Annotated in this window: 19 protein-coding genes and 1 pseudogene; 10 read left to right on the plus strand and 10 right to left on the minus strand. The window is 67.7% G+C overall.

The genetic code is table 11. The features are described from left to right. The first annotated feature begins 93 nt into the window (after positions 1-93). The 3 genes and pseudogenes from N7590_RS01150 to N7590_RS01160 form a co-directional block, all read left to right on the plus strand. Positions 94-2766, plus strand: coding sequence for a polysaccharide deacetylase family protein (locus N7590_RS01150; protein ID WP_164240920.1), 2673 nt, complete (start codon positions 94-96; stop codon positions 2764-2766). Between the two features lie 3 nt (positions 2767-2769). Continuing rightward, entirely contained in the window at positions 2770-4119 is a 1350-nt protein-coding gene (gene mnmE / locus N7590_RS01155; protein ID WP_164240919.1) for a tRNA uridine-5-carboxymethylaminomethyl(34) synthesis GTPase MnmE, read from the plus strand. A 195-nt stretch (positions 4120-4314) separates the two neighbouring features. Continuing rightward, positions 4315-5379, plus strand: a pseudogene (locus N7590_RS01160) (glycerophosphodiester phosphodiesterase); the annotation flags it as partial. Between the two features lie 7 nt (positions 5380-5386). On the opposite strand, the gene N7590_RS01165 reads toward N7590_RS01160, so the two are convergent. Beyond that, positions 5387-6157, minus strand: a complete 771-nt coding sequence (locus N7590_RS01165) for a rhomboid family intramembrane serine protease (protein ID WP_053508143.1) — start codon at positions 6155-6157, stop codon at positions 5387-5389. 106 nt (positions 6158-6263) lie between these two features. After that, a complete protein-coding gene (locus tag N7590_RS01170; RefSeq protein WP_005411722.1) occupies positions 6264-7226 on the minus strand; it encodes a TerC family protein in 963 nt (320 codons plus the stop codon). Positions 7227-7516: 290 nt separating this feature from the next. Here N7590_RS01170 and N7590_RS01175 point away from each other — a divergent pair, with 290 nt between their 5' ends. Further along, complete coding sequence (locus tag N7590_RS01175) at positions 7517-8686, plus strand: class I SAM-dependent rRNA methyltransferase (RefSeq protein ID WP_053451213.1); 1170 nt, start codon at positions 7517-7519, stop codon at positions 8684-8686. Between the two features lie 158 nt (positions 8687-8844). After that, positions 8845-10083, plus strand: coding sequence for a dipeptidase (locus N7590_RS01180; protein WP_053508146.1), 1239 nt, complete (start codon positions 8845-8847; stop codon positions 10081-10083). Positions 10084-10176: 93 nt separating this feature from the next. Here N7590_RS01180 and N7590_RS01185 read toward each other — a convergent pair whose 3' ends face one another. The 3 genes from N7590_RS01185 to N7590_RS01195 all read right to left on the minus strand — a co-directional run bounded on the left by N7590_RS01185 (position 10177) and on the right by N7590_RS01195 (position 13466). After that, positions 10177-11604 (minus strand): amino acid permease, encoded by a 1428-nt coding sequence (locus N7590_RS01185; protein ID WP_053451211.1) that lies wholly within the window; start codon positions 11602-11604, stop codon positions 10177-10179. 245 nt (positions 11605-11849) lie between these two features. Next, positions 11850-12479: a leucine efflux protein LeuE gene (leuE, locus tag N7590_RS01190; protein WP_005411716.1), complete on the minus strand. Its 630-nt coding sequence runs from the start codon at positions 12477-12479 to the stop codon at positions 11850-11852. Between the two features lie 15 nt (positions 12480-12494). Continuing rightward, complete coding sequence (locus N7590_RS01195) at positions 12495-13466, minus strand: LysR family transcriptional regulator (RefSeq protein WP_080375914.1); 972 nt, start codon at positions 13464-13466, stop codon at positions 12495-12497. A gap of 91 nt (positions 13467-13557) precedes the next feature. Here N7590_RS01195 and N7590_RS01200 point away from each other — a divergent pair, with 91 nt between their 5' ends. After that, the gene (locus N7590_RS01200) at positions 13558-14565 is read left to right on the plus strand and encodes a zinc-binding alcohol dehydrogenase family protein (protein WP_164240918.1); all 1008 of its coding nucleotides are present in this window, start codon (positions 13558-13560) and stop codon (positions 14563-14565) included. Between the two features lie 26 nt (positions 14566-14591). Here the strand turns inward: N7590_RS01200 and N7590_RS01205 are convergent, their stop codons facing one another. Next, positions 14592-15197, minus strand: coding sequence for a glutathione S-transferase N-terminal domain-containing protein (locus N7590_RS01205; RefSeq protein ID WP_053508163.1), 606 nt, complete (start codon positions 15195-15197; stop codon positions 14592-14594). Positions 15198-15242: 45 nt separating this feature from the next. On the opposite strand from N7590_RS01205, the gene rmuC reads away from it, so the two are divergent. From rmuC to N7590_RS01225, 4 genes are all read left to right on the plus strand, one after another. Next, on the plus strand, positions 15243-16799 hold the full coding sequence (gene rmuC / locus N7590_RS01210; protein WP_279934984.1) for a DNA recombination protein RmuC: 1557 nt from the start codon (positions 15243-15245) through the stop codon (positions 16797-16799). 71 nt (positions 16800-16870) lie between these two features. Continuing rightward, positions 16871-17269 carry a hypothetical protein gene (locus N7590_RS01215; RefSeq protein WP_053508167.1) on the plus strand — a complete coding sequence of 133 codons (399 nt, stop codon included), beginning with the start codon at positions 16871-16873 and terminating at the stop codon, positions 17267-17269. Positions 17270-17355: 86 nt separating this feature from the next. Next, positions 17356-17901 carry a glutathione peroxidase gene (locus N7590_RS01220; protein WP_164240916.1) on the plus strand — a complete coding sequence of 182 codons (546 nt, stop codon included), beginning with the start codon at positions 17356-17358 and terminating at the stop codon, positions 17899-17901. A gap of 147 nt (positions 17902-18048) precedes the next feature. Next, positions 18049-18339 carry a hypothetical protein gene (locus tag N7590_RS01225; protein WP_006478849.1) on the plus strand — a complete coding sequence of 97 codons (291 nt, stop codon included), beginning with the start codon at positions 18049-18051 and terminating at the stop codon, positions 18337-18339. A 16-nt stretch (positions 18340-18355) separates the two neighbouring features. Here N7590_RS01225 and N7590_RS01230 read toward each other — a convergent pair whose 3' ends face one another. The 4 genes from N7590_RS01230 to N7590_RS01245 are packed head-to-tail and all read right to left on the minus strand — an operon-like array spanning position 18356 to position 20593. Then, the gene (locus N7590_RS01230) at positions 18356-18907 is read right to left on the minus strand and encodes a GNAT family N-acetyltransferase (protein WP_164240915.1); all 552 of its coding nucleotides are present in this window, start codon (positions 18905-18907) and stop codon (positions 18356-18358) included. Further along, positions 18904-19437 (minus strand): tail fiber protein, encoded by a 534-nt coding sequence (locus tag N7590_RS01235; RefSeq protein WP_006478789.1) that lies wholly within the window; start codon positions 19435-19437, stop codon positions 18904-18906. Before N7590_RS01235 ends, N7590_RS01230 begins: the two co-directional genes overlap by 4 nt. 31 nt (positions 19438-19468) lie before the next feature. Beyond that, positions 19469-19999, minus strand: coding sequence for a tail fiber protein (locus N7590_RS01240; RefSeq protein ID WP_164240914.1), 531 nt, complete (start codon positions 19997-19999; stop codon positions 19469-19471). Between the two features lie 54 nt (positions 20000-20053). Further along, positions 20054-20593 carry a tail fiber protein gene (locus N7590_RS01245; protein ID WP_164240913.1) on the minus strand — a complete coding sequence of 180 codons (540 nt, stop codon included), beginning with the start codon at positions 20591-20593 and terminating at the stop codon, positions 20054-20056. Positions 20594-20709: the final 116 nt, after the last annotated feature.

The raw sequence follows: 20709 nt of genomic DNA on the forward strand, positions 1-20709 counted from the left end.
GGCTGACCTCAGCAGAAGCCCGCCGCAAGGCGGGCTTTTCGCATGCGGCGTTAGAATTCCCGGCACACCGTTCCTCCCACCTTCGAGTCCACCATGCCGCGTGCGCTGTCGTTCCGCCTGTTCCTGCCCTCGCTGTTGTTGACCCTGGCCGTGGCCGGGTGTGGCGACAAGGATGCGAAGGCACCGGCGGCCACCGTCACCCAGCCCAGCGCGCAGGCCGCGGCCGCCGCTGATCCGGCCGCCGCACCGCTGCTGGCCGCGCTGCAGAAGCAGCTCGACGGCTACCGCCGGATCATCGTGCTGCTGGCCGACGAGGAACAGCAGTCGGCCGCAGACCGCGGTACCTCCACGCGTGTGGGGCAGCAGCTGTTCCACGATGGGCTGGAACAGCGCACGGCCATCGCCGCGCAGTTCGACACGCTGTTGCGCGGTTCCAGCCCGCAGCGCTTCGCCACCCTCGGCACCGTTCTGGACTACATCGAATCGGCACCGGAACTGTTCGATGCCGACCGCCTGGCGTTCCGCGAAGTGCTGCGTGATCTGCACGAACGGGTCGGTACCGATTCGTCGCTGCCGGCGGTGAAACTGCACCAGCGCATCGGCGAAGACCTGGAAGCACTCGATGAAATCGAGCGCAACTACAACCAGGAACTGACCCGGATCTTCAGCCGCTTCGAGCGCACCCGTGCCATCGAACTGAAGCGCGAGAAGTGGGACGACTACATCGCCCACCTGCACAAGGACTACAGCCGCGAAGCGATCCTGCGCGACTACGGGGTGATCGAGCCGTACCCGATGTCGATGGAGGACAGCGACCGCGAGATCTTCGGCCGCGACCTGCCGCCGAAGACCGTGGTGCTGACCTTCGACGATGGCCCGCACAAGGCCTACACCGATGAAGTGGTGGCCATCCTCAAGCGCTACGACGTACCGGGCGTGTTCTTCGAGGTGGGTCGCAACCTGGGCAAGGTCGAGGCGGACGGCAAGGTCAGCCTCGGGCCGATGGCCAAGATCAGCCGCAGCCTGATGGAAGAGGGCTATGCGGTCGGCAACCACAGCCTGACCCACGCCCAGCTGTCGCGCACCACCGGCGACGCGCTGCGCCAGCAGGTACTGGACACCGATACGCTGCTGAAGGACGTCGACAGCAAGCGCGCGCCCCTGTTCCGCTTCCCCTACGGTGCACGCAACGCCGAAGGCCTGCAGCTGCTCAACGAGGCAGGGCTGAAGTCGATCATGTGGAACATCGACTCGATGGACTGGGCCGATCCGGTGCCGGAATCGATCGTGCAGCGCGTGTTCGACCAGGTGGACAAGGAACAGCGCGGCATCATCCTGTTCCATGACATCCACGACCGCGCGGTGAAGGCGCTGCCGCAGATCCTCGATCGCCTGATCGCCGACGGCTACCAGTTCGCCGGCTGGAACGGCCGCGACTTCACCGTCGCCCGCGCGCGCAAGGGCGCGGCCAGCGACGCCACCGTCACCACCGGCTACGAGAAGTCGTGGGCGATCGTGGTAGGCATCGACAGTTACGCCAAGTGGCCGAAGCTGGAGTACGCCAGCCACGATGCGCAGGCGGTGGCCGACACGCTGACAGGCCAGTTCGGGTTCCCCTCTTCGCAGGTGATCGTGCTGAAGAACGAGCAGGCCACCCGCAACAACATCCTGGCCGCCTTCCACGACCGCCTGGCCGACGACCGCACCGGCAAGGACGATCGCGTGTTCGTGTTCTTCGCCGGCCATGGTGCGACCCGCCAGCTCGCCTCCGGGCGCGACCTTGGCTACATCATCCCGGTGGATTCGGACCCGAAGGAGTTCGCCACCGACGCGATCGCGATGACCGACATCCAGAACATCGCCGAGAGCATGCAGGCCAAGCACGTGATGTTCGTGATGGATGCCTGCTACAGCGGCCTGGGCCTGACCCGTGGCGGCCCATCATCGTCGTCGTTCCTGCGCGAGAACGCACGCCGCAGCGCGCGGCAGATGCTGACCGCCGGCGGTGCCGACCAGCAGGTGGCCGATGCCGGCCCGAACGGCCATTCGGTGTTCACCTGGGTGCTGCTGCAGGCGCTGGCCGGCAAGGGCGACCTCAACGGCGACGGCCTGATCACCGGTACCGAGCTGGCCGCGTACGTGGCGCCGGCGGTGTCGGCGGTTTCGCACCAGACCCCGGCCTTCGGCAGCCTGCCCGGTTCGCAGGGCGGCGAGTTCGTATTCCAGGTGCCGGACAGCCAGGAGTTCCTCAACGCCGGTACGCGCCAGCTGACCGCCGATGCGATCGCGTTGAACAACAAGGTCGATGCGGCCAGCGAAGCCAAGGGCAGCCAGGCGCCGGTGACCGTGGCCGACCTGCAGGGCGGCAAGGCCAGGCTGGTGGTGCCCAGCGCCGGCCCGGCCTCGGACCGCCAGCGCGCGCAGCAGGCCAATGACCGTGGCCTGCAGCTGTATCGCGAGAAGCAGTACGACCAAGCCGCTGCCGAGTTCACCGAAGCACTGAAGCTGCGCCCGGACTTCGCGCAGGCGGCGAACAACCTCGGTTTCGTCTACTACCGCCAGCAGCGCTACGCCGAAGCGGCGCGCTGGCTGGAGAACACGCTGAAGATCGATCCGTCGCGCGCGGTCGCCCATCTCAACCTGGGCGATGCCTACTTCAACGCCGGCGACAAGCCCAAGGCCAGGCAGGCCTACACCACCTACCTGGCGCTGCAGCCGCAGGGCAGCGGCGCCGCGCAGGCGCGCGCGCAGCTGGAGAAGCTCTGAGCCATGGACACCACGATCCACACGGACACCATCGTAGCCATCGCCAGCGCGCCCGGCGCCGGGGGCGTCGGCCTGCTGCGCCTGTCCGGCCCGCGCGCGGCGGCCATCGCCAACGCACTGGGTGCGCCTGCACTGCGCCCGCGCCATGCGCATTACGCGCGCCTGCGCGACGCCGACGATGAGGTGATCGACGATGGCATCGTGCTGTGGTTCCCGGCGCCGAACAGCTTTACCGGCGAAGAAGTGGTGGAACTGCAGGGACACGGCAGCCCGGTGCTGTTGCAGCTGCTGGTCGCGCGCTGCATCGCGCTGGGTGCGCGCCAGGCGCGGCCGGGTGAGTTCAGCGAACGGGCGTTCCTCAACGGCAAGCTCGACCTGGCCCAGGCCGAGGCCATCGCCGACCTGATCGCCGCCGGTGACAACCGTGCCGCGCGCGCTGCGCGCCGTTCGCTGGACGGGGTGTTCTCGCGCCGCATCGAGGCGGTGGTCGAGCAGCTGGTGCTGCTGCGCATCCACGTGGAAGCGGCCATCGACTTCGCCGACGAACCGCTGGATACGCTCGGTGGCGCGCAGGTGCGGCGCGGGCTGGAACAGGCGCGCAGCGATCTGGCCCTGTTGCGCCGCGACGCCGAGCGCGGCCGTCGCCTGCGCGATGGCCTGCACGCGGTGCTGATCGGGCCACCGAATGCCGGCAAGAGTTCATTGCTCAATGCGCTGGCTGGCAGCGAGCGAGCGATCGTCACCGACATCGCCGGTACCACCCGCGACACCCTGCGCGAGACCATCCGCCTGGATGGCCTGGAACTGACCCTGGTCGACACCGCCGGCCTGCGCGACGGTGGCGATGCCATCGAGCGCGAGGGCATGCGTCGCGCCCATGTGGAAATCGAGCGCACCGACCTCGCATTGATAGTGCTGGATGCGCGGGACCCCACCGCCGGTGAAGCGGCCCTCGGCGAGGCGGTGAGCGCGGTGCCGCACAAGGTCTACATCCACAACAAGTCGGACCTGCTGGATGTGCTGCCGGCGCTGGACGATCCGGACCGCGTGTTCGTCTCGGCCGCCACCGGTGCTGGCCTGGATGACCTGCATGCGCGCCTGCGCTCGATTGCGTCGGCCGGGGCAGGGGAGCAGGTGGACGGCGAGTTCTCCGCGCGCACCCGCCACGTCGATGCGATCGAGCGCGCGCAGGAGCATGCGCAGCGCGCCGACGGTGAGCTGTCCCACGAACACCTGGAACTGGCCGCCGAGGAACTGCGGCTGGCCCACGATGCACTGGGCGAGATCACCGGGCAGATGAGTGCCGATGACCTGCTGGGGCGGATCTTCTCCAGCTTCTGCATCGGCAAGTAACGCTGGTGCCAGATCCCCGAACGGGCTCACGCTCTGGTGGGTGCCAACCTTGGTTGGCACAGGGCATCCGGGGTCATCGACGTCAGCCGGCAGGGCGCCGACCAAGGTCGGCGACTACCGGACGCGTGGCTTCCCCCGCCTGTCACATTGCCGCCGCATACTGACGCTCATCACATACCGCTTGGGGAAGTCGCAGTGAAGTCGTGGGGTTGTGCGTTGCTGTTGTCGCTGGCCGTGGCACCATCGGTGGCCATGAGTGCTGAATCCTCCACCCCGGCCGCACACAAGGTGTCGGTCTATGGCCACCGCGGCGCAAGCGCGCTGCTGCCGGAGCACACCCTGGCCGCCTATGCGCAGGCGATTGCCGATGGCGCCGACTACATCGAACCGGACCTGGTGATGACCAAGGACGGGGTGATGGTGGCCCGCCACGAGAACGAGATCAGCGGCACCACCGACGTGGCCTCGCATCCCGAGTTCGCCAGCCGCCGCACCAGCAAGGTCATCGACGGGCAGAAGGTTGAGGGCTGGTTCACCGAAGACTTCACCCTGGCCGAGCTGAAGACGCTGTACGCGCGTGAGCGCCTGCCAGAACTGCGCAGCACCGCCTACGACGGCCAGTTCCGCATCGCCAGCCTTGACGAGATCCTGGCCTTCCTGGTGCAGCAGGCAGGGCGTGCCAACCGTGGCATCGGCCTGGTGCCGGAGATCAAGCACCCGACCTACTTCCAGTCGATCGGCCTGCCGATGGAAGACAAACTGCTGGCGGCGCTGCGCGGCAACGCCTATACCAACGTCGGCCCGGTCACCATCCAGTCGTTCGAGACCGCCAACCTGCGCTACCTGCGCGGCAAGATCCCGCGCGACAGCAACATCCGCCTGCTGCAGCTGCTGTGGAAGGGTGACACCCAGCCGGCCGACATCGCCAAGGCCGGTGGCACGCTGACCTACGCACAGATGATGACCCCAGCCGGCCTGAAGGACATCGCCGTGTACGCCGACAGCATCGGCCCGGAGCTGCGCTCGATCATTCCGCTGGATGACAAGGGCGCGCTGGGCACGCCCACCTCGCTGGTGCGCGATGCGCATGCGGTGGGGCTGATGGTGATTCCGTACACCTTCCGCCCGGAGAACCACTTCCAGGCCAGCAACCTGCGCAAGGGCGCCGACAACGCACGCAACGCCGAGGGTTCGATCGCCGAGATGCGCGCCTACCTGGCCACCGGCATCGATGCCTTCTTCACCGACGACCCGGCACTACCACACCTCAGCCGCGCGGATCGTCCGGCCGCCGGAACGGAATCACCACGTAGTCCTGGCCCTCGCGCGGCTGCCACAGCACCGGAACGCGCTGCGGTGACGGCGGCTCCAGCTCGCCGTCGGCCAGCGGTTCGGCCTCATCCTCTTCGTCTTCCCAGCTGTAGCGCTGGCGCGGCGGCAGCGGGTCGGCGTTGCGGAACAGCAGCGCGGCAATGATGCCGGCGAAGGCGCCGCCCATGTGCGACTGCCACGACACGCCGTCGGCGTGCGGCAGGACGGTCATCAGCATGCCACCGTAGAACAGCATGCCGATCAGGCCGGTGGCGATCGCCGCGCGGTCGCGGCGCAGCAGGCCGAGGCTGGCGAGCAGGAACATCAGGCCGTGGGTCACGCCACTGGCGCCCAGGTGCACGCTGCCCGGATTGCCCAGCATCCAGGCACCCAATCCCGAACCCAGCCACAGCAGGGGCAGGGCGCGCACGGTGGCTTTCGGATAGACGCTGCCGGCCAGGGTGCCGAGGATCAGGATGGCGATGCTGTTGGCGACGATGTGCTCGACCGAGGCATGCAGCATCGGGCCACCGACCAGGCCGAGCAGGCCCTTGGCTTCCAGCGGCGCTACCGCCCAGGGGCGCCAGTCGAACGTGCCCTGCAGGGCGAACACGGCCACCAGCACCAGCACGGCGGCCAGGCTGACATTGAACGCCCGCAGGATGCGCGAGCGGTCATTGCGGGGGGCCGGTACGTCGCCGGCGGGCAGGGGCGCGTTGTTGTCCATACCTCAGCAATGGCGGTGGTTGCCGCGAAACCAAGGCCGCCGCGGCGGGAGAGTGGAGACGGCCGGCGGGACAATCCCGCCGGCCATGCCGTTCAGCGATTCAGGTTCAGGCGTGGCCCGATCCTTCCTTCGGCGGGTACTTCAGGCTCAGCACCACGGTGGCGGCGATGATCACTGCAACCACGCCCAGCGACACCGGGGTCGGGATCTTGAACAGGTCGATGATCATCATCTTGATGCCGATGAAGCCCAGTACCAGCGCCAGGCCATACGGCAGCAGGTGGAAGCGGTCGGCCATGCCGGCCAGCAGGAAGAACATCGCGCGCAGGCCCAGCACCGCGAACACGTTGGAGGTGAGCACGATGAACGGGTCGGTGGTGATCGCGAAGATCGCCGGGATGCTGTCCACGGCGAAGATCACGTCGGTGACCGCGATCAGGATCAGTACCGCGAACAGCGGGGTGAACCAGCGCACGCCATCGCGCTTCACGCTCAGCGCATTGCCGGCGTAGTCCGGCAGCAGGCGCAGGTGCTTGCGCATCCAGCGCAGGGCCGGATTGGTCTCCAGATCGGGCTCCTGGCCGGCGGCGAACCACATCTTCCAGCCGGTGAACAGCAGGAAGGCACCGAACACGTAAAGCAGCCAATGGAACTGGCTGATCAGTACGCTGCCGGCGAAGATCATGATCGTACGCAGCACGATCGCACCCAGGATGCCGATGATCAGCACCTTCTGGCGCTGTTCCTCCGGCACCGCGAAGTAGCTCATGATCATCAGGAAGACAAAGATGTTGTCGACCGCCAGCGCCTTCTCGACCAGGTAGCCGGTCAGGAATTCGAGGCCGACCTTGTTGGCCACGACCTGGCCGGCGGTCTCATTCAGGTAATACCAGAGGCCGGCGTTGAACAGCAGGGCCAGCGCGACCCAGCCGATCGACCACCACAGGGCCTCCTTGAAGGTGACCTTGTGCGGTCCACCATGGCGCATCAACACGAGGTCGACCAGCAGGGCGATGACCACCACCGCTGCGAAGCCGCCCCACAACCACACGTTACCGATCGTCTGCATTGGGAATGTCCGTTGGAAAGATGAATGCCAGGCCGGACGGCGAGGATCTGCAACGGAGGATCGGGAGGGGATCCAGGGACAGAGCTTCGCCAGTACGGCGAAGGTCTCGCTCGCAGTTCCAATGGCTGGAACTGCCGTTGCACCGGAGCCTGCGGGCTCGAATTGACGGCGACAACGTCTGGGAGCTACTCCCCTTCTGGCGCCGATTCTGCCGTCTGCCCGGGCCGCCGTCAATTGCCGCGCCCGTGCTGGATTTCCGGCCCCCGCCGCCCCCCGGCTACAATGGGCGGATGAATACCCCCCTTCCGATTGTCCGCCTCAAGAACGCGTGGCGTTCCAGCCACCCGTGGATCTTCCAGAAACTGGTCGAGAAGCCGACCGTCCGGCCCAAGCCCGGCTCCATCGTCGACGTGGTCGGCATCGATGGCGAGTTCATTGGCCGGGGGTTCTACAACGGGCATTCGCGCATTGCCGTGCGCATCCTCGAAACCGACCCGAACGTGCCGGTCGATGCCGGCTGGTTCTCGCGCAAGATCGCCCAGGCGGTGTCGCTGCGCCGTGAGGTGCTGAAGCTCGATGCGGTGTCCGATGCCTGGCGCGTGGTGCACAGCGAAGGCGACGGCCTGTCCGGCCTGGTGGTCGACCGCTATGGCGACCTGGTGGTGGTCGAATTCTTCGCCGCCGGCATGTTCCGCCACCGCGAGTGGATCTACGACGCGCTGCGCGAGCAGTTCCCGGGCTGCCGCTTCCACAGCTTCGCCGACGAGCACGTGCAGAAGCAGGAGAGCTTCGACTTCCACGGCAATACCACCACCGAGGCATCGGTGATCACCGAGTACGGCATCAAGTTCCGCGCCGACCCGGCCGGTGCCCACAAGACCGGCTTCTTCGCCGACCAGCGCGAGAACCGCGAGTGGCTGAGCCAGCAGGTGGAAGGCAAGAGCGTGCTCGACCTGTGCTGCAACACCGGCGGTTTCGCGGTGTACGCGGCCGCGCGCGGCGCTTCTGAAGTGGTCGGCATCGACATCGATGAAGACGTGATCCAGATCGCCAAGGGCAATTCGCGCCTGAACAACGTGCGCCCGAAGTTCATCCAGTCCGACATCTTCCCGTGGCTGCGTGATGCCGCCAACCGCGGCGAGCAGTACGACGTGGTGATCCTGGACCCGGCGAAGATGACCCGCGACCGCGACCAGGTGATCACCGCGCTGAAGAAGTACCTGGACATGAACAAGCTGGCGCTGGGCGTGGTCAAGCCCGGTGGCCTGTTCGCCACGTTCTCCTGCACCGGCCTGGTGGCCGAGGACCAGTTCCTCGACATGCTGCGCCGCGCGGCCTATTTCTCTGGCCGCACCATCCAGATCCTGAAGGTGGCCGGCGCCGGTCCGGACCATCCGTTCATGGCCCATGTGCAGGAATCGCGCTACCTGAAGGCGGTGTTCTGCCGCGTGGTGGATTGATTCGCAGGATTCCGGCTACGTTCGGCATCGGGTAGTGCCGGCCGCTGGCCGGCTCATCCTGGTCTCCGACTCTCGCTGAGAGCCGGCCAGCGGCCGGCACTACCGTTTGTTGTCATCTCGGCGCTATGGTCTGACGCTTCCCATCGAGGTGAAGCGTCATGACGTTGCGCAGTCTGTCTTTGCTGGTCTCGCTGGCGCTGTGCGCGCCGCTGTCCGCCCACGCCGTTGAGTTCAGCGCGCAGGAGCTGGCCCGTGCCAAGGCGCTGCAACAGCGCCTGGTCACCCTCGACAGCCATCTGGATACGCCGGCCAACTTCGGTCGCAGCGGCTTCGACATCGAGCAGCGCCACGACCGCAACGCGCTTTCGCAGGTGGACTACCCGCGCATGGTCGAAGGCGCGTTGGACGGCGGCTTCTGGGCGATCTACACCGATCAGGGCGACCGCAGCGCAGCGGCCCACCTGGCCGAGCGTGACCATGGCCTGCAGCGGTTGCTGGAAATCCGCGAGATGCTGGCGGCCAATCCCGAGCGCTTCGCGCTGGCGCTGACCGCCGATGATGCGGCGCGGATCAAGGCCGCCGGCAAGCGCGTGGTCTACATCAGCATGGAAAACGCCAGCCCGCTGGTGGCCGATCCCAGCCTGCTGTCGTTCTATCACCGCGCCGGCCTGCGCCTGCTCAGCACCGTGCACTTTGCCAACAACGAGTTCGCCGATTCGGCCACCGACCCCAAGGGCGCGGAGTGGAAAGGCCTGAGCCCGGCCGGCAAAGAGCTGGTGCGGCAGGCGGTGAAGCTGGGGATCGTCATCGACCAGTCGCATGCGTCGGATGCGGTGTTCGACGACCTGCTGGCGATGATGCCGGTGCCCTTCGTGCTGTCGCACAGCTCGGCCAAGGCGGTCTACGACCACCCGCGCAACCTCGATGACGCACGCCTGCGCAAGCTGGCCAAGGCGGGCGGCGTGATCCAGGTGAATGCCTACGGCGGATACCTGATCGACACCGCCAAGACACCGGAGCGCAAGCAGGCCGAAGAAGCGCTGAGCAAGCAGCTGGGTGGCTGGGAAGGAATGGGCATCGAGCAGGGTGTCGCCCTGCTGAAGGCCGAGCAGGAACTGGACCACGAGCATCCGGTGCGCCATGCCAGCCTGGACGATTTCTTCGCCCACTTCGAGCACATCCTCAAGGTGGTCGGCCCCGAGCATGTGGGGATCGGCCTGGACTGGGATGGCGGCGGCGGCCTGAGCGACCTGCCCGATGTCAGCCAGCTGCCGAAGATCACCGCCTGGCTGCTGCGCAAGGGCTACACCGAGCAGCAGATTGCCGGCATCTGGGGCGGCAACCTGCTGCGGGTGATGCGCCAGGCGCAGGATTACGCGGCAAAACAGGGCGGGTGAAGCGCCCTGCGGTAGTGCCGGCCGCTGGCCGGCATTGCCCGTATCAACAGGCTCCGGGTTGCCGGCCAGCGGCCGGCACTACCGGTGATCCATTTATTTCGCGATCAGCGCATGGCGACGGCTGTACAGGAAGTACAGCACCAGGCCGGCCACGTTCCACAGCAGGAAGTACAGCTGCGTGCGGTGCGGCAGGCTGATGAACAGGTAGATGCAGCCCAGCGCCGCCAGCGGGCCGACCACGAAGGCCAGCGGGGTGCGGAAGGTGCGCTCGCGGTTCGGTTCGCGCAGGCGCAGCACCACCAGGCAGATGCCCACCGCGGTGAACGCGGCCAGGGTACCGGCGTTGGCCAGTGCCGCGATCTCGTCCAGGCGTGCCACGCCGGCCAGCGCCGACACCACCACCGCGGTGAACAGCGTGGTCGCCACCGGTGTGCCGGTACGGGCGTTGACCTTGGACAGGCCACGCGGCAGCAGGCCATCGCGGCTCATCACGAAGAAGATGCGGCTCTGACCGTACAGGAAGGCCAGCAGCACGGTCGGCAGGGCGATGATCGCGATCACGCCGATCACCATCGCTGCGGTCGGGTGGCCCAGCTGGCGCATGATCAGGGCCAGCGGCTCGGCGCTGTGGCCGAACACCGCGTAGCTCATCGCACCGACTGCCGCCAGCGCCACCAGCACGTAGACGATGGTGCAGCCGATCATCGAACCGATGATGCCGATCGACAGGTCGCGGCCCGGGTTCTTGGTTTCCTCGGCGGCGGTGGAGATCGCATCGAAGCCGTAGAAGGCGAAGAAGATGATTGCCGCCGCTGCCATCACGCCGTGCTCGACGCCATCGGGGCCGATCGACTTGGCGAAGCCGTAGGGCATGAACGGCTGCAGGTTGGCGCTGTCGAAGGCGGGCAGGGCGACGGCGACGAAGATGGCCAGCGCGATCAGCTTGAACACCACCAGGATGGCGTTGAGGGTGGCGCTCTCCTTGGTGCCGGCCATCAGCATGCCGGCCACCAGCCAGGTGATGACGATCGCCGGCAGGTTGATCATGCCGCCTTCCACGTGCGGGCCGGCGGCAAGCCAGGCCGGCAGGTGCACGTTCCAGCCGAACTGGGTGTGCACCCATTCCAGGAAGCCGACGAAGTAGCCGGACCAGCCCACTGCCACCGTACTCACCACCAGCGAGTACTCCAGGATCAGGCTCCAGCCCACCACCCAGGCGAACACCTCGCCCAGCGCACTGTAGCTGTAGGTGTAGGCGCTGCCGGCGGCCGGCATCATCGTCGACAGCTCGGCATAGGACAGCGCCGCGCAGGCGCAGACCGCGCCGGCGATGGCGAAGGAGATCAGCACGGCCGGGCCGGCCAGGTTGGCGCCGACGCCGATCAGCGTGTAGATGCCGGTACCGACGATGGCGCCGATGCCCAGCGCGATCAGGTGTGGCCAGCTGAGCGTGGGGATCAGACGCCTGCCGGCTTCGTGGACGGTGACGGAATCTAGGGACTTGCGCCGGAACAGGGACATGCAGGCCTCGGAAGGGGTGACTAAGAACGACAAGTTCCCGAGTGTGACCGAACGCAGCGCAGCATTACCACTGACGGGGGTCGTGCATGTGTTGAATGCGTCAGCGATGGTGGCTCGCCATCAGCTGAAGTGACGAAATCAGCACAATTGCGGGCAAAAATCGAATTCGTCCGAGGGCCCTCCGGTCGGCAGAGCCGATTCAGCGGGCGGGCGTCCAGCGCAGTGGGGTCAACGGGTCGGCCGGTTCAACCATTCAGCCCCAGGCGGATACCGAACCCCACCAGGAACAGGCCGGCCACGCGGCGCAGTGCGTCGCTGATCCGCGGGTGCTGGATCAGGCGGCGACGGGCCAGGTTGCCCACGCCGATCAGCATCGAGCAGTAGGCGATGCTGACCACCAGGATGATGCCGGCCAGCGCCGCGAAGGTGGCGATGCCCTGGTGCGCCTTCGGGTCGATGAACAGCGGCAGGAACGCCATGTAGAACAGGATCGCCTTCGGATTGAGCAGGCTGACCAGAATGGCCTGCTGGAAGTAGCGGCCCGGCTGCATGCGGATCGGCCCGGCGTCACCCCCTTCGTGCTTCGGGGTCCGCAGCAGGCTGATGCCGACCCACACCAGGTAGGCCGCACCGAGGTACTGCACGGCATGGAACACCAGCGGATTGGCCTTCAGCAGTGCGGCCACGCCGGCCAGGGCCAGCCACATCAGGATCTGGTCGCCGACCAGCAGGCCGGCCAATGCGGTGTAGCCGCCACGCACGCCGCCACGGCCGGTGGCGGTCAGCAGGGTGAAGGTACCGGGACCGGGCAGGGCGAGGAACACCAGCACGGCGACCAGAAACGTCCACAGGTCCTGGATGCCCATCCACGGCATGGCGGTGTCCTCTTGTTACGGGGGGCCGCCATTGTCGGCCAGCGCCGCGCTTGGCGACAGAGGGCTGGCGGGGCCGCCGGGCATGCCAGACAGCAGCGGTTGCAGGTGCTGGCGCAGCTGCGCGTGCAGCTGCCGCACCGCCGGCGAGAACTGCTTGCGATGCGGGCACACCAGCTGCAGCGGAATGCTGCTGCCAACGCCGTCGAGCAGCAGCTGCAGGCGCCCGGCCTGCACATCCTCGCGCAGGTCCAGCCAGGACTTGTAGGTGATGCCTTCGCCGGCCACGGCCCAGCGCCGCACCACATCGGCGTCGTCGCAGACCAGCGGACCGCGCACCGGAATCACGCTGCGGCGCCCTTCGACGTCGAATGACCAGCGATCGTAGGCGCGGCCACTGAGCTGGTAGACCAGGCAATCATGCTCACGCAGGTCCTCCAGACGGCCGGGTGTGCCGCGCCGCTGCAGGTAGTCGGGCGAGGCCGCGAGCACACGCCGGTTGCCTTCCAGCAGGGGCAGCGCGACGTAGTTGGCGTCGTCGAAGTGGCCGATGCGGATCGCTACGTCGACGGGATCGCGGAACACATCAGCGACTTCGTCGGACAGGCGCAGGTGCAGCCGCAGCCGCGGATGCGCGGCGCGGAAGGCGCTCAGCCAGGGCAGCAGCAGGTTGCGGCCGAAGTCCGACGGCGCCGACAGCTGCAGGGTGCCGTGCAGCTCGGTGTCCTCGCCCTGCACGCGCGCCTGGCCCTCGCGCAGGGTGGCAAGCACCTCCTGCGCATACGGCAGGTACAGCGCACCCTCGCCGGTCAGGCGCAGGCTGCGGGTGGTGCGCACGAACAGGCGCAGGTCCAGCTCGCGCTCCAGCCGCGCCACGGCGGCCGCGACCTGGCCGGGCAGCAGATCGGCCTCGCGCGCGGCCTGCGAGAAGCTGCCCAGCGCAGCCGTGCGGACGAACAACTGCAGGTCGTCGAAACGGATCATTTTCATTGCCGGAGTGAAAGTGCTGCCCGATTCTGCGCCTTTCTGCGGGAGCGCGCGCGGCGCAACCTGTCGCCTCCTTCCCCACTGGACCGCTGCCATGCGCGCCATTGCCTACACCCAAGCCGGCCTGCCGATCGATGATGCCCAGGCCCTGATCGATATCGAACTGGAGCTGCCGCAGCCCGGCCCGCGTGACCTGCGCGTCGCCGTGCGCGCGGTGGCGGTCAATCCGGTCGACACCAAGGTGCGCCGCGGCGTGGCCACCGATGGCCCGCGCGTGCTCGGTTGGGATGCGGTCGGCATCGTCGACGCGGTGGGCAGCGAGGTGACCCTGTTCCAGCCTGGCGATGCGGTCTACTACGCCGGCGTGATCGACCGCCCCGGCAGCAATGCGGAGTACCAGCTGGTGGACGAGCGCAGCGTCGGCCGCAAGCCGGCCAGTCTCGACGATGCCGCCGCCGCGGCGCTGCCGTTGACCGCGATCACCGCCTGGGAACTGCTGTTCGACCGCCTGCGCATCGCCGAGGGCGGCGGCGAAGGCCAGACCCTGCTGGTGATCGGCGCTGCCGGTGGCGTCGGATCAATCCTGGTGCAGCTGGCGCGGAAGCTGACCAAGCTGACGGTGATCGGCACCGCCTCGCGCCCTGATACCCAGGACTGGGTGTATGCGATGGGGGCGCACCATGTAGTCGACCACAGCCTGCCACTGGCCGAGGGCCTGGCGCGGCTGGGCATCAGCGAGGTACATCACGTGGCCAGCCTGACCCACTCCGATCAGCACTACGCGCAGATCGTCGAGCTGCTGGCGGCGCAGGGCCAGCTGGGGCTGATCGATGATCCCGGCCAGGTCGATGTGATGGCACTCAAGCGCAAGGCGTTGTCGCTGCACTGGGAATCGATGTTCACCCGCCCGCTGTACAAGACCGCGGACATGCAGCGCCAGCACGACCTGTTGAACCGGGTGGCCGAGCTGATCGACACGGGTGTGCTGCAGACCACGCTGGGCGAGCACTTCGGGCGTATCGACGCGGCCAACCTGCGGCGCGCGCATGCACTGCTGGAGAGCCACCGCGCCAAGGGCAAGATCGTGCTGGAAGGCTGGTAAGGCCGGGTCGTTCCCGCGCCCCTGCCTCAGGCCACGCCGTTGTCGACGTGTTCGGCAAAACCGGGTTGCTGGCGCAGGCGTTCGAACCAGGCCCCCACGTTCGGCAGCGCAGGCGTGCTGCCGGGCGTGCTGCGCCAGCGCTGGGTCGACAGGCCCAGCACGACATCGGCGAGGGTGAAGGTGTTGCCCGCCACGTAGCTGTCCGTAGCGGCGAGCTGCGCATCAAGCACGCCCATCAATCGATTCCACTGCACCAGGCTGGCCTCGGCGCGGGCATCATCCGGGTAGTCCGGGTGTTGCCGCACCCGGGCCATGAACACGTGGCGCCAGGCGCTGTTGAGGTCGCTGGCCTGCCAGTCCATCCACTGCTCGACGCGGGCCCGCGCCTGAGTGGTGGCGGGCAGCAGGTCGTCGCGCCCGGCGCGTGTGGCCAGGTAACGGCAGATGCTGTTGGACTCCCACAGCACGAAGCCGCCGTCGCGCAGTACCGGTACCTGCCGGTTGGGGTTCAGCGTGGCCAGCAGGTCCGGCGGCGGCGCCGGTTCGTGGTGCAGCGGCAGGTCGAGCCCGGCGCACAGCCACAGCACCTTGCGGACATTGATCGAGGTGGGCTTTCCGTACAGAGCGAGCATGGTCCTGACGCAGCGGCTGAGACTCGGCCAGCCTACACTTGGCCCATGCAAACCGAATATCTGCTCATCGGCGGCCTTCTATTGGCCGTGCTCATCCTGCAGCTGGTCGCCCTGCTGCGCCGCCCACCGCACGACCGCCTGGAACAGGCGGTACGCGAGGAGGCCCGCTCCGGGCGCAGCGAACTGCGCGAGCAGCTCGATGGCTTCGCCCGCGCGCTGACCGACCTGTCGACCCGCACCGACCAGCGCCTGGACCTGCTGCGCGAAGCGCTCGGCGAAGACGCCCGCAAGGCGCGTGCCGAGGCCGCCGACAGCCAGCAGCGTGGCGCGGCGCTGATGGGGCAGCGCCTGCAGGAACTGCGCGGCCAGCTGGAAACCTTTGGCCAGCAGCAGGAGGCACGCATCCACGCCTTCGGCCAGCAGTTGCAGGAGCTCACCGCGCGCACCGATACCCAGCTCGGTGCACTGCGCCAGACCCTGGTGGACGACGCGCGCAAGGGCCGCGAGGAAGGCGCGCAGTCGCAGCAGCGCCTGACCGAGAGCCTGGGCCTGCGCCTGCAGGAACTGACCCAGCGCAACGAGCAGCGCATCGCCGAGATGCGCACCACGCTGGAAGAACAGCTGCGCGCGCTGCAGAACGACAACGCGCAGAAGCTGGAGCAGATGCGCCACACCGTCGATGAGAAGCTGCAGTCGACGCTGGAAACGCGGCTGGGCAATTCCTTCAAGCTGGTCTCCGAGCGCCTTGAGCAGGTGCAGCGTGGCCTTGGCGAGATGCAGCAGCTGGCCACCGGCGTGGGCGACCTCAAGCGCGTGCTCACCAACGTCAAGAACCGCGGCAGCTGGGGCGAAGTGCAGCTGGAGAACATCCTCGAGCAGACCCTGACCCAGGAGCAGTACGCGCGTGCGGTGAAAGTGCGTCCGGACAGCGGTGAAATGGTCGACATCGCGGTGCGCCTGCCGGGGCGCAGCAGCGACGACACGCCGGTGTGGCTGCCGATCGACTCCAAGTTCCCGCGCGAGGACTACGAACGCCTGCTCGATGCGCAGGAGCAGGGCGATGCCGAGGGCGTGCGGCTGCAGGGCATCCAGCTTGAACGCGCGGTGCGCGTGCAGGCCAAGTCGATCTGCGACAAGTACATCGCGCCGCCGCACACCACCGACTTCGCGGTGATGTTCCTTCCCACCGAAGGCTTGTATGCCGAGGTGATCCGGCGCCCAGGCCTGGTCGACCTGCTGCAGCGCGAGCATCGCGTGGTGGTGGCCGGGCCGACCACGGTCACCGCGCTGCTCAACAGCCTGCAGATGGGTTTCCGCACGCTGGCCATCGAACAGCGCTCCAGCGAGGTGTGGAGCCTGCTGGGCGCGGTGAAGAGCGAGTTCGGCAAGTTCGCCGGCATCCTCGAGAAGGCCGAAAAGCAGATCACCACCGTCGGCCGCAGCATCGGCGAGGCCAGCCGCAAGACGCGCACCATCGAGCGCCGCCTGCGCGGCGTGGAATCGCTGGCTGCCGAACAGGCGCAGTCGCTGCTGGGCGACCTGGCCGAGGGGGACGCCACGGGAGAGGCCGAGGACGAGGGCAGCGACGGCGAGGAGGCCTGAGCCGCACTGACACGCCGCCTGCATCGTCGATGCGTATGCTGGCGGCCTGTCCGTTTCGATCAGGTATCGCCATGCGCCTGCGCTTCTATACCAGTCTTGTCCTGACCGTGCTGCTTGCCGCCTGCAGCAGCGCGCCACCGGCCGTGGCCACGGCGGGGCAGGCCGGCGTGGCCGCCACGCCCGAAGCCACCGAGGCCTACCGCGAAGCACGCGACGTCGACTGCCAGGCCGCCGGCGGCACCCTGCAGCGGCTGGGCCGCCTGCAGCGCGAGCAGTGCGTGATTCCCTATGCCGATGCCGGCAAGGCCTGCAGCGGCAAGAGCGACTGCACCGGCCAGTGCCTGGCCGGGGGTGAGGTGGCCGCTGGCAGCACCACCACCGGTACCTGCCAGCGTGATGCCAGCCAGAACTTTGGTTGCCGCCAGCGAATAGAGGACGGCAAGGCGCAGGGCACGATCTGCGTGGACTGACGGAACTGCCGGCCAGCGGCCGGCACTACCGGCATCGCGCGGCGCTATGCTGGTGGGCCATTCCCCGCTGTAGCCGGAGCCCCCGCGTGAGCACTTCGATCCAGGACATTTCCCTCACCACCATCGACGGCCAGCCGTCCTCGCTTGCCGACTACCGGGACAAGGTGCTGCTGCTGGTCAACGTCGCCTCCAAGTGCGGCCTGACCCCGCAGTACGAAGGCCTGCAGGCGCTGTATGCGGAAAAGCACGCGCAGGGCCTGGAAGTGCTGGGCTTCCCCGCCAACAACTTCCTCGGCCAGGAACCGGGCAGCGATGCCGAGATCCAGCAGTTCTGCCAGCTCACCTACGATGTCAGCTTCCCGATGTTCTCTAAGATCAGCGTGGCCGGTGAGGACACCCACCCGCTGTACCAGCAGCTGACCGCCGCGCAGCCGCAGTCGATCGGTGAAGGCCCGTTGCGCGAGCGCCTGGCCAGCAAGGAAATCCCGATCCATCCGGCACCGGCGGTGCTGTGGAACTTCGAGAAGTTCCTGGTCGGCCGCGACGGCAAGGTGATCGCGCGCTTCGCCCCGGACGTGGCTGCCGACGATGCGCGGGTGCGCGAGGCCATCGAGGCGGCGCTGGCGGCTTGAGGAAAGCGTGCCAACCAAGGTTGGCACCCACCGGAAAGAAACGCCTGCAGGCGCGTATCGCGCCTGCACTTCCGCTTGCGCGGGCACTACGCAGCGGCGAGGATGTCACCGCCGCGCTGCTCGCGGCATGCCGACAGGGGACGCGGCTTGGATCTGCTTACGCTTGAACACTTTGCCGGCTGCGTGGATGAAACCTTCGCCGCCGATCTGGATGGCATGCGGGTTGATTTCGTGCTGGTCGAGGCGCGTGCGCTGCCGGGGGCGCGCGCCGACGCACCACGAGCACCGTTCTCACTTCTGTTCCGCAACGCCGCGCCCATCCTGTTCCCGCAGCAGACCTTTCCCATGCGGCACGCACGGGTGGGCGAGGTCGGCATTTTCCTGGTGCCGATCGCTCAGGAGCGCGCAGGCTTCCTCTACCAGGCCGTGTTCACCTGATGCCGGCGTGGGCCGGCTACGCCAACGGATTCCAGCGCATCGCAACATGAAGGCTGCTGCCTGACGCATCACTTGCGATGAATCCCAGGCGCTCGTAAAGGCGGCGTGCCCCGGGGTTGTGAATCTGCACGTGCAGGCACAGCGCGCGCCGGCGTGCCGCCGATGCCTGCTGCAGGCAACGGATCATCGCGCTGCCGAGTCCGTTGCCCTGGCAGTGCGGCAGCAGGCTGATGTCGATCAGCAGATCATCGGCGCCGGTCGGGTCCAGGTAGACCCGACCGATCGCCTGCTCGTCCTTCTCGACCGCGAGGTAGTGCGCCTGCGGGTGGTGCTGCAGATAGTGCTGGTGCTGGGCCGCGAACTGCTGCGCCAGGAACTGCTGCTTGGCCAGGTCCGGCCATGGCACGGCCTGCAGTTCCTCCTGGCGGGTGCTGGCATACAGCGCCTGCAACCACGGCAGGTCGGCATCGCCGAGCGCACGCCAGCGCCAAGCCGCTGGCGTGGGTGCTTCGACGCATGGGCGGAGCCGTTCCGTCGGGAACGGCGCCAATGCCCGCACCGGGATCATTCGAACTGCGGGAAGTTGCCGTGCAGGGCGATGCAGAAGTTCACCGCCAGATACGGTTGCCGGTTCTCATGCGGCTGCCCGCCGCCGGCAGGGCCGAGCAGGGTCGGTGACATCGGCGTGGCCGGTGGCTCTGCGCTGAAAGGCTTGATCGCGTTTGATCCGGGCATCGACAGCGCACCGTTGGCAACGGGCGTGGCGGTGCGCTTGGCGGCGGGCTGGGCGTAGGCCACCAGGTCGTGGCGGTGTGCCGGCAGCATGGCCGTGGTGAGCGAGACCGCAGCCTGGCCGAAGGTTTCGCCAGCGACGCGCGGGGTCAGGCCGGGCCCCGCGCCCTGGTGGGTGGCGCCACGCGCGACCAGGTTCGGCAACTGGAACGTGTTTACGCCATCGCCGCCATACTGGGTGCCCAGCAGCGAGTACAGCGCAGGGTTCTGCCGGATGGGAATCAGTGCTCCGTTGCAGAACGCCCAGTCTGCCGGACTGTAGTTGAAGGCGAACATCTGGATTTCGCCGTAGAAGGGGTCGGTCATGATCGGGTCTCCGCCGGTTGCGAAAGGAAGGTCAGCCGCGTGACGGGAAAATGCCCGACCAGGCGATGCAGTACTGAACGGTCAGGGTCGGCATGCAGTTCTCGTGCGGCAGGCTGCTGCCGGTGGCGGAGACTGCAGCCGAATCCAGCACCATTGCGGTGGCGCCGTTGGTGTCGGTGACGTAGTAGGGTTCGCCGCTGGCCGAGCCCGGGACGGCGGTAGCCGAAGGTACGTCCGCCGTGGCGGCGGCGCTGGTGAGGTTCAGTGGGTGGTTGTGCGCTGGCAGCTGCGGCAGGGTCAGGGTTACCGATTCGGTGCCGCCGGATTGACCGATCACGCGCTGGGTCAATCCCAATCCCTGGCCCTGGTGAACGGGCAGGCGACCACGCAGGTCGGGCAGGCCGAAGGTGTTCTGGCCATCCCCACCGTAGGTGGTACCGATCAGAGTAAACAGGGCTTCCTGCCCGGCGACCGGCACAAGGCGGCCGTCGCAGGGAAACCAGCCAACCGGCAGGCGGCTGAATCCGAACATGCGGATCTCGCCGACAAAAGGCGTACTCATCTGTGCGTGCTCCTGGAAAGTAGGGCGGAACGGAGTGCGTTGGTGCCGGCGCGATCAGTCGCGCGGCGGGTACAGTCCGCCCTGGATGCAGATGAAGAAGTTGATGACTCCGAAGGGCTGCATGTTCGCGTGTGCCTGGTTGCTGCCGGACACGCCCACCGACCCGCCGGCCTGCGGCACGGCCGGGCTGGCTTGGGTGGCATACATCTTCGGGTTGCTGGCGGTGCCGGCGAAGGTGGCACCGGTGGGGTTGCGCACGGTGCCGGCGCTGGTCACGCCCAGCACCCCGTGCGTATGCGGCGGGATGTTGCTGACCAGCAGGGTGATCGACTCGGCGCCGGCGGCTGTGCCTACCGGCTGCGCCGGCGGCTGCCAGGCGGAGTCCACCGAGATGCCGGCCGATACCGGCACGCGGCCGCGCAGGTCGGGCAAGGCGAAGGTGGTGCGGCCATCACCGCCATACTGGACCCCCAGCAGAGCGAACAGGGCCTGGTTGGTCTGGACCGGCATCAACTGGCCGTCGCACAAGGCGAAGCCCCTGGGTGCAAAAGGAAAACCGGCCATGATGATCTGGCCGAGATAGACATCGCTCATCGAAATCCCCCTTGGATGCTGAGCGCGGGGCGCCGGACTGGCGCCCGCGTACTCTGAAGGCCATTCAGGTTGTGTACAAGTCCCTGCCCCTGCCGGCGCATCGCCAGACCCTATCT

This window comes from Stenotrophomonas sp. GD04024, from assembly GCF_029837545.1.
Taxonomy (GTDB): domain Bacteria; phylum Pseudomonadota; class Gammaproteobacteria; order Xanthomonadales; family Xanthomonadaceae; genus Stenotrophomonas; species Stenotrophomonas forensis.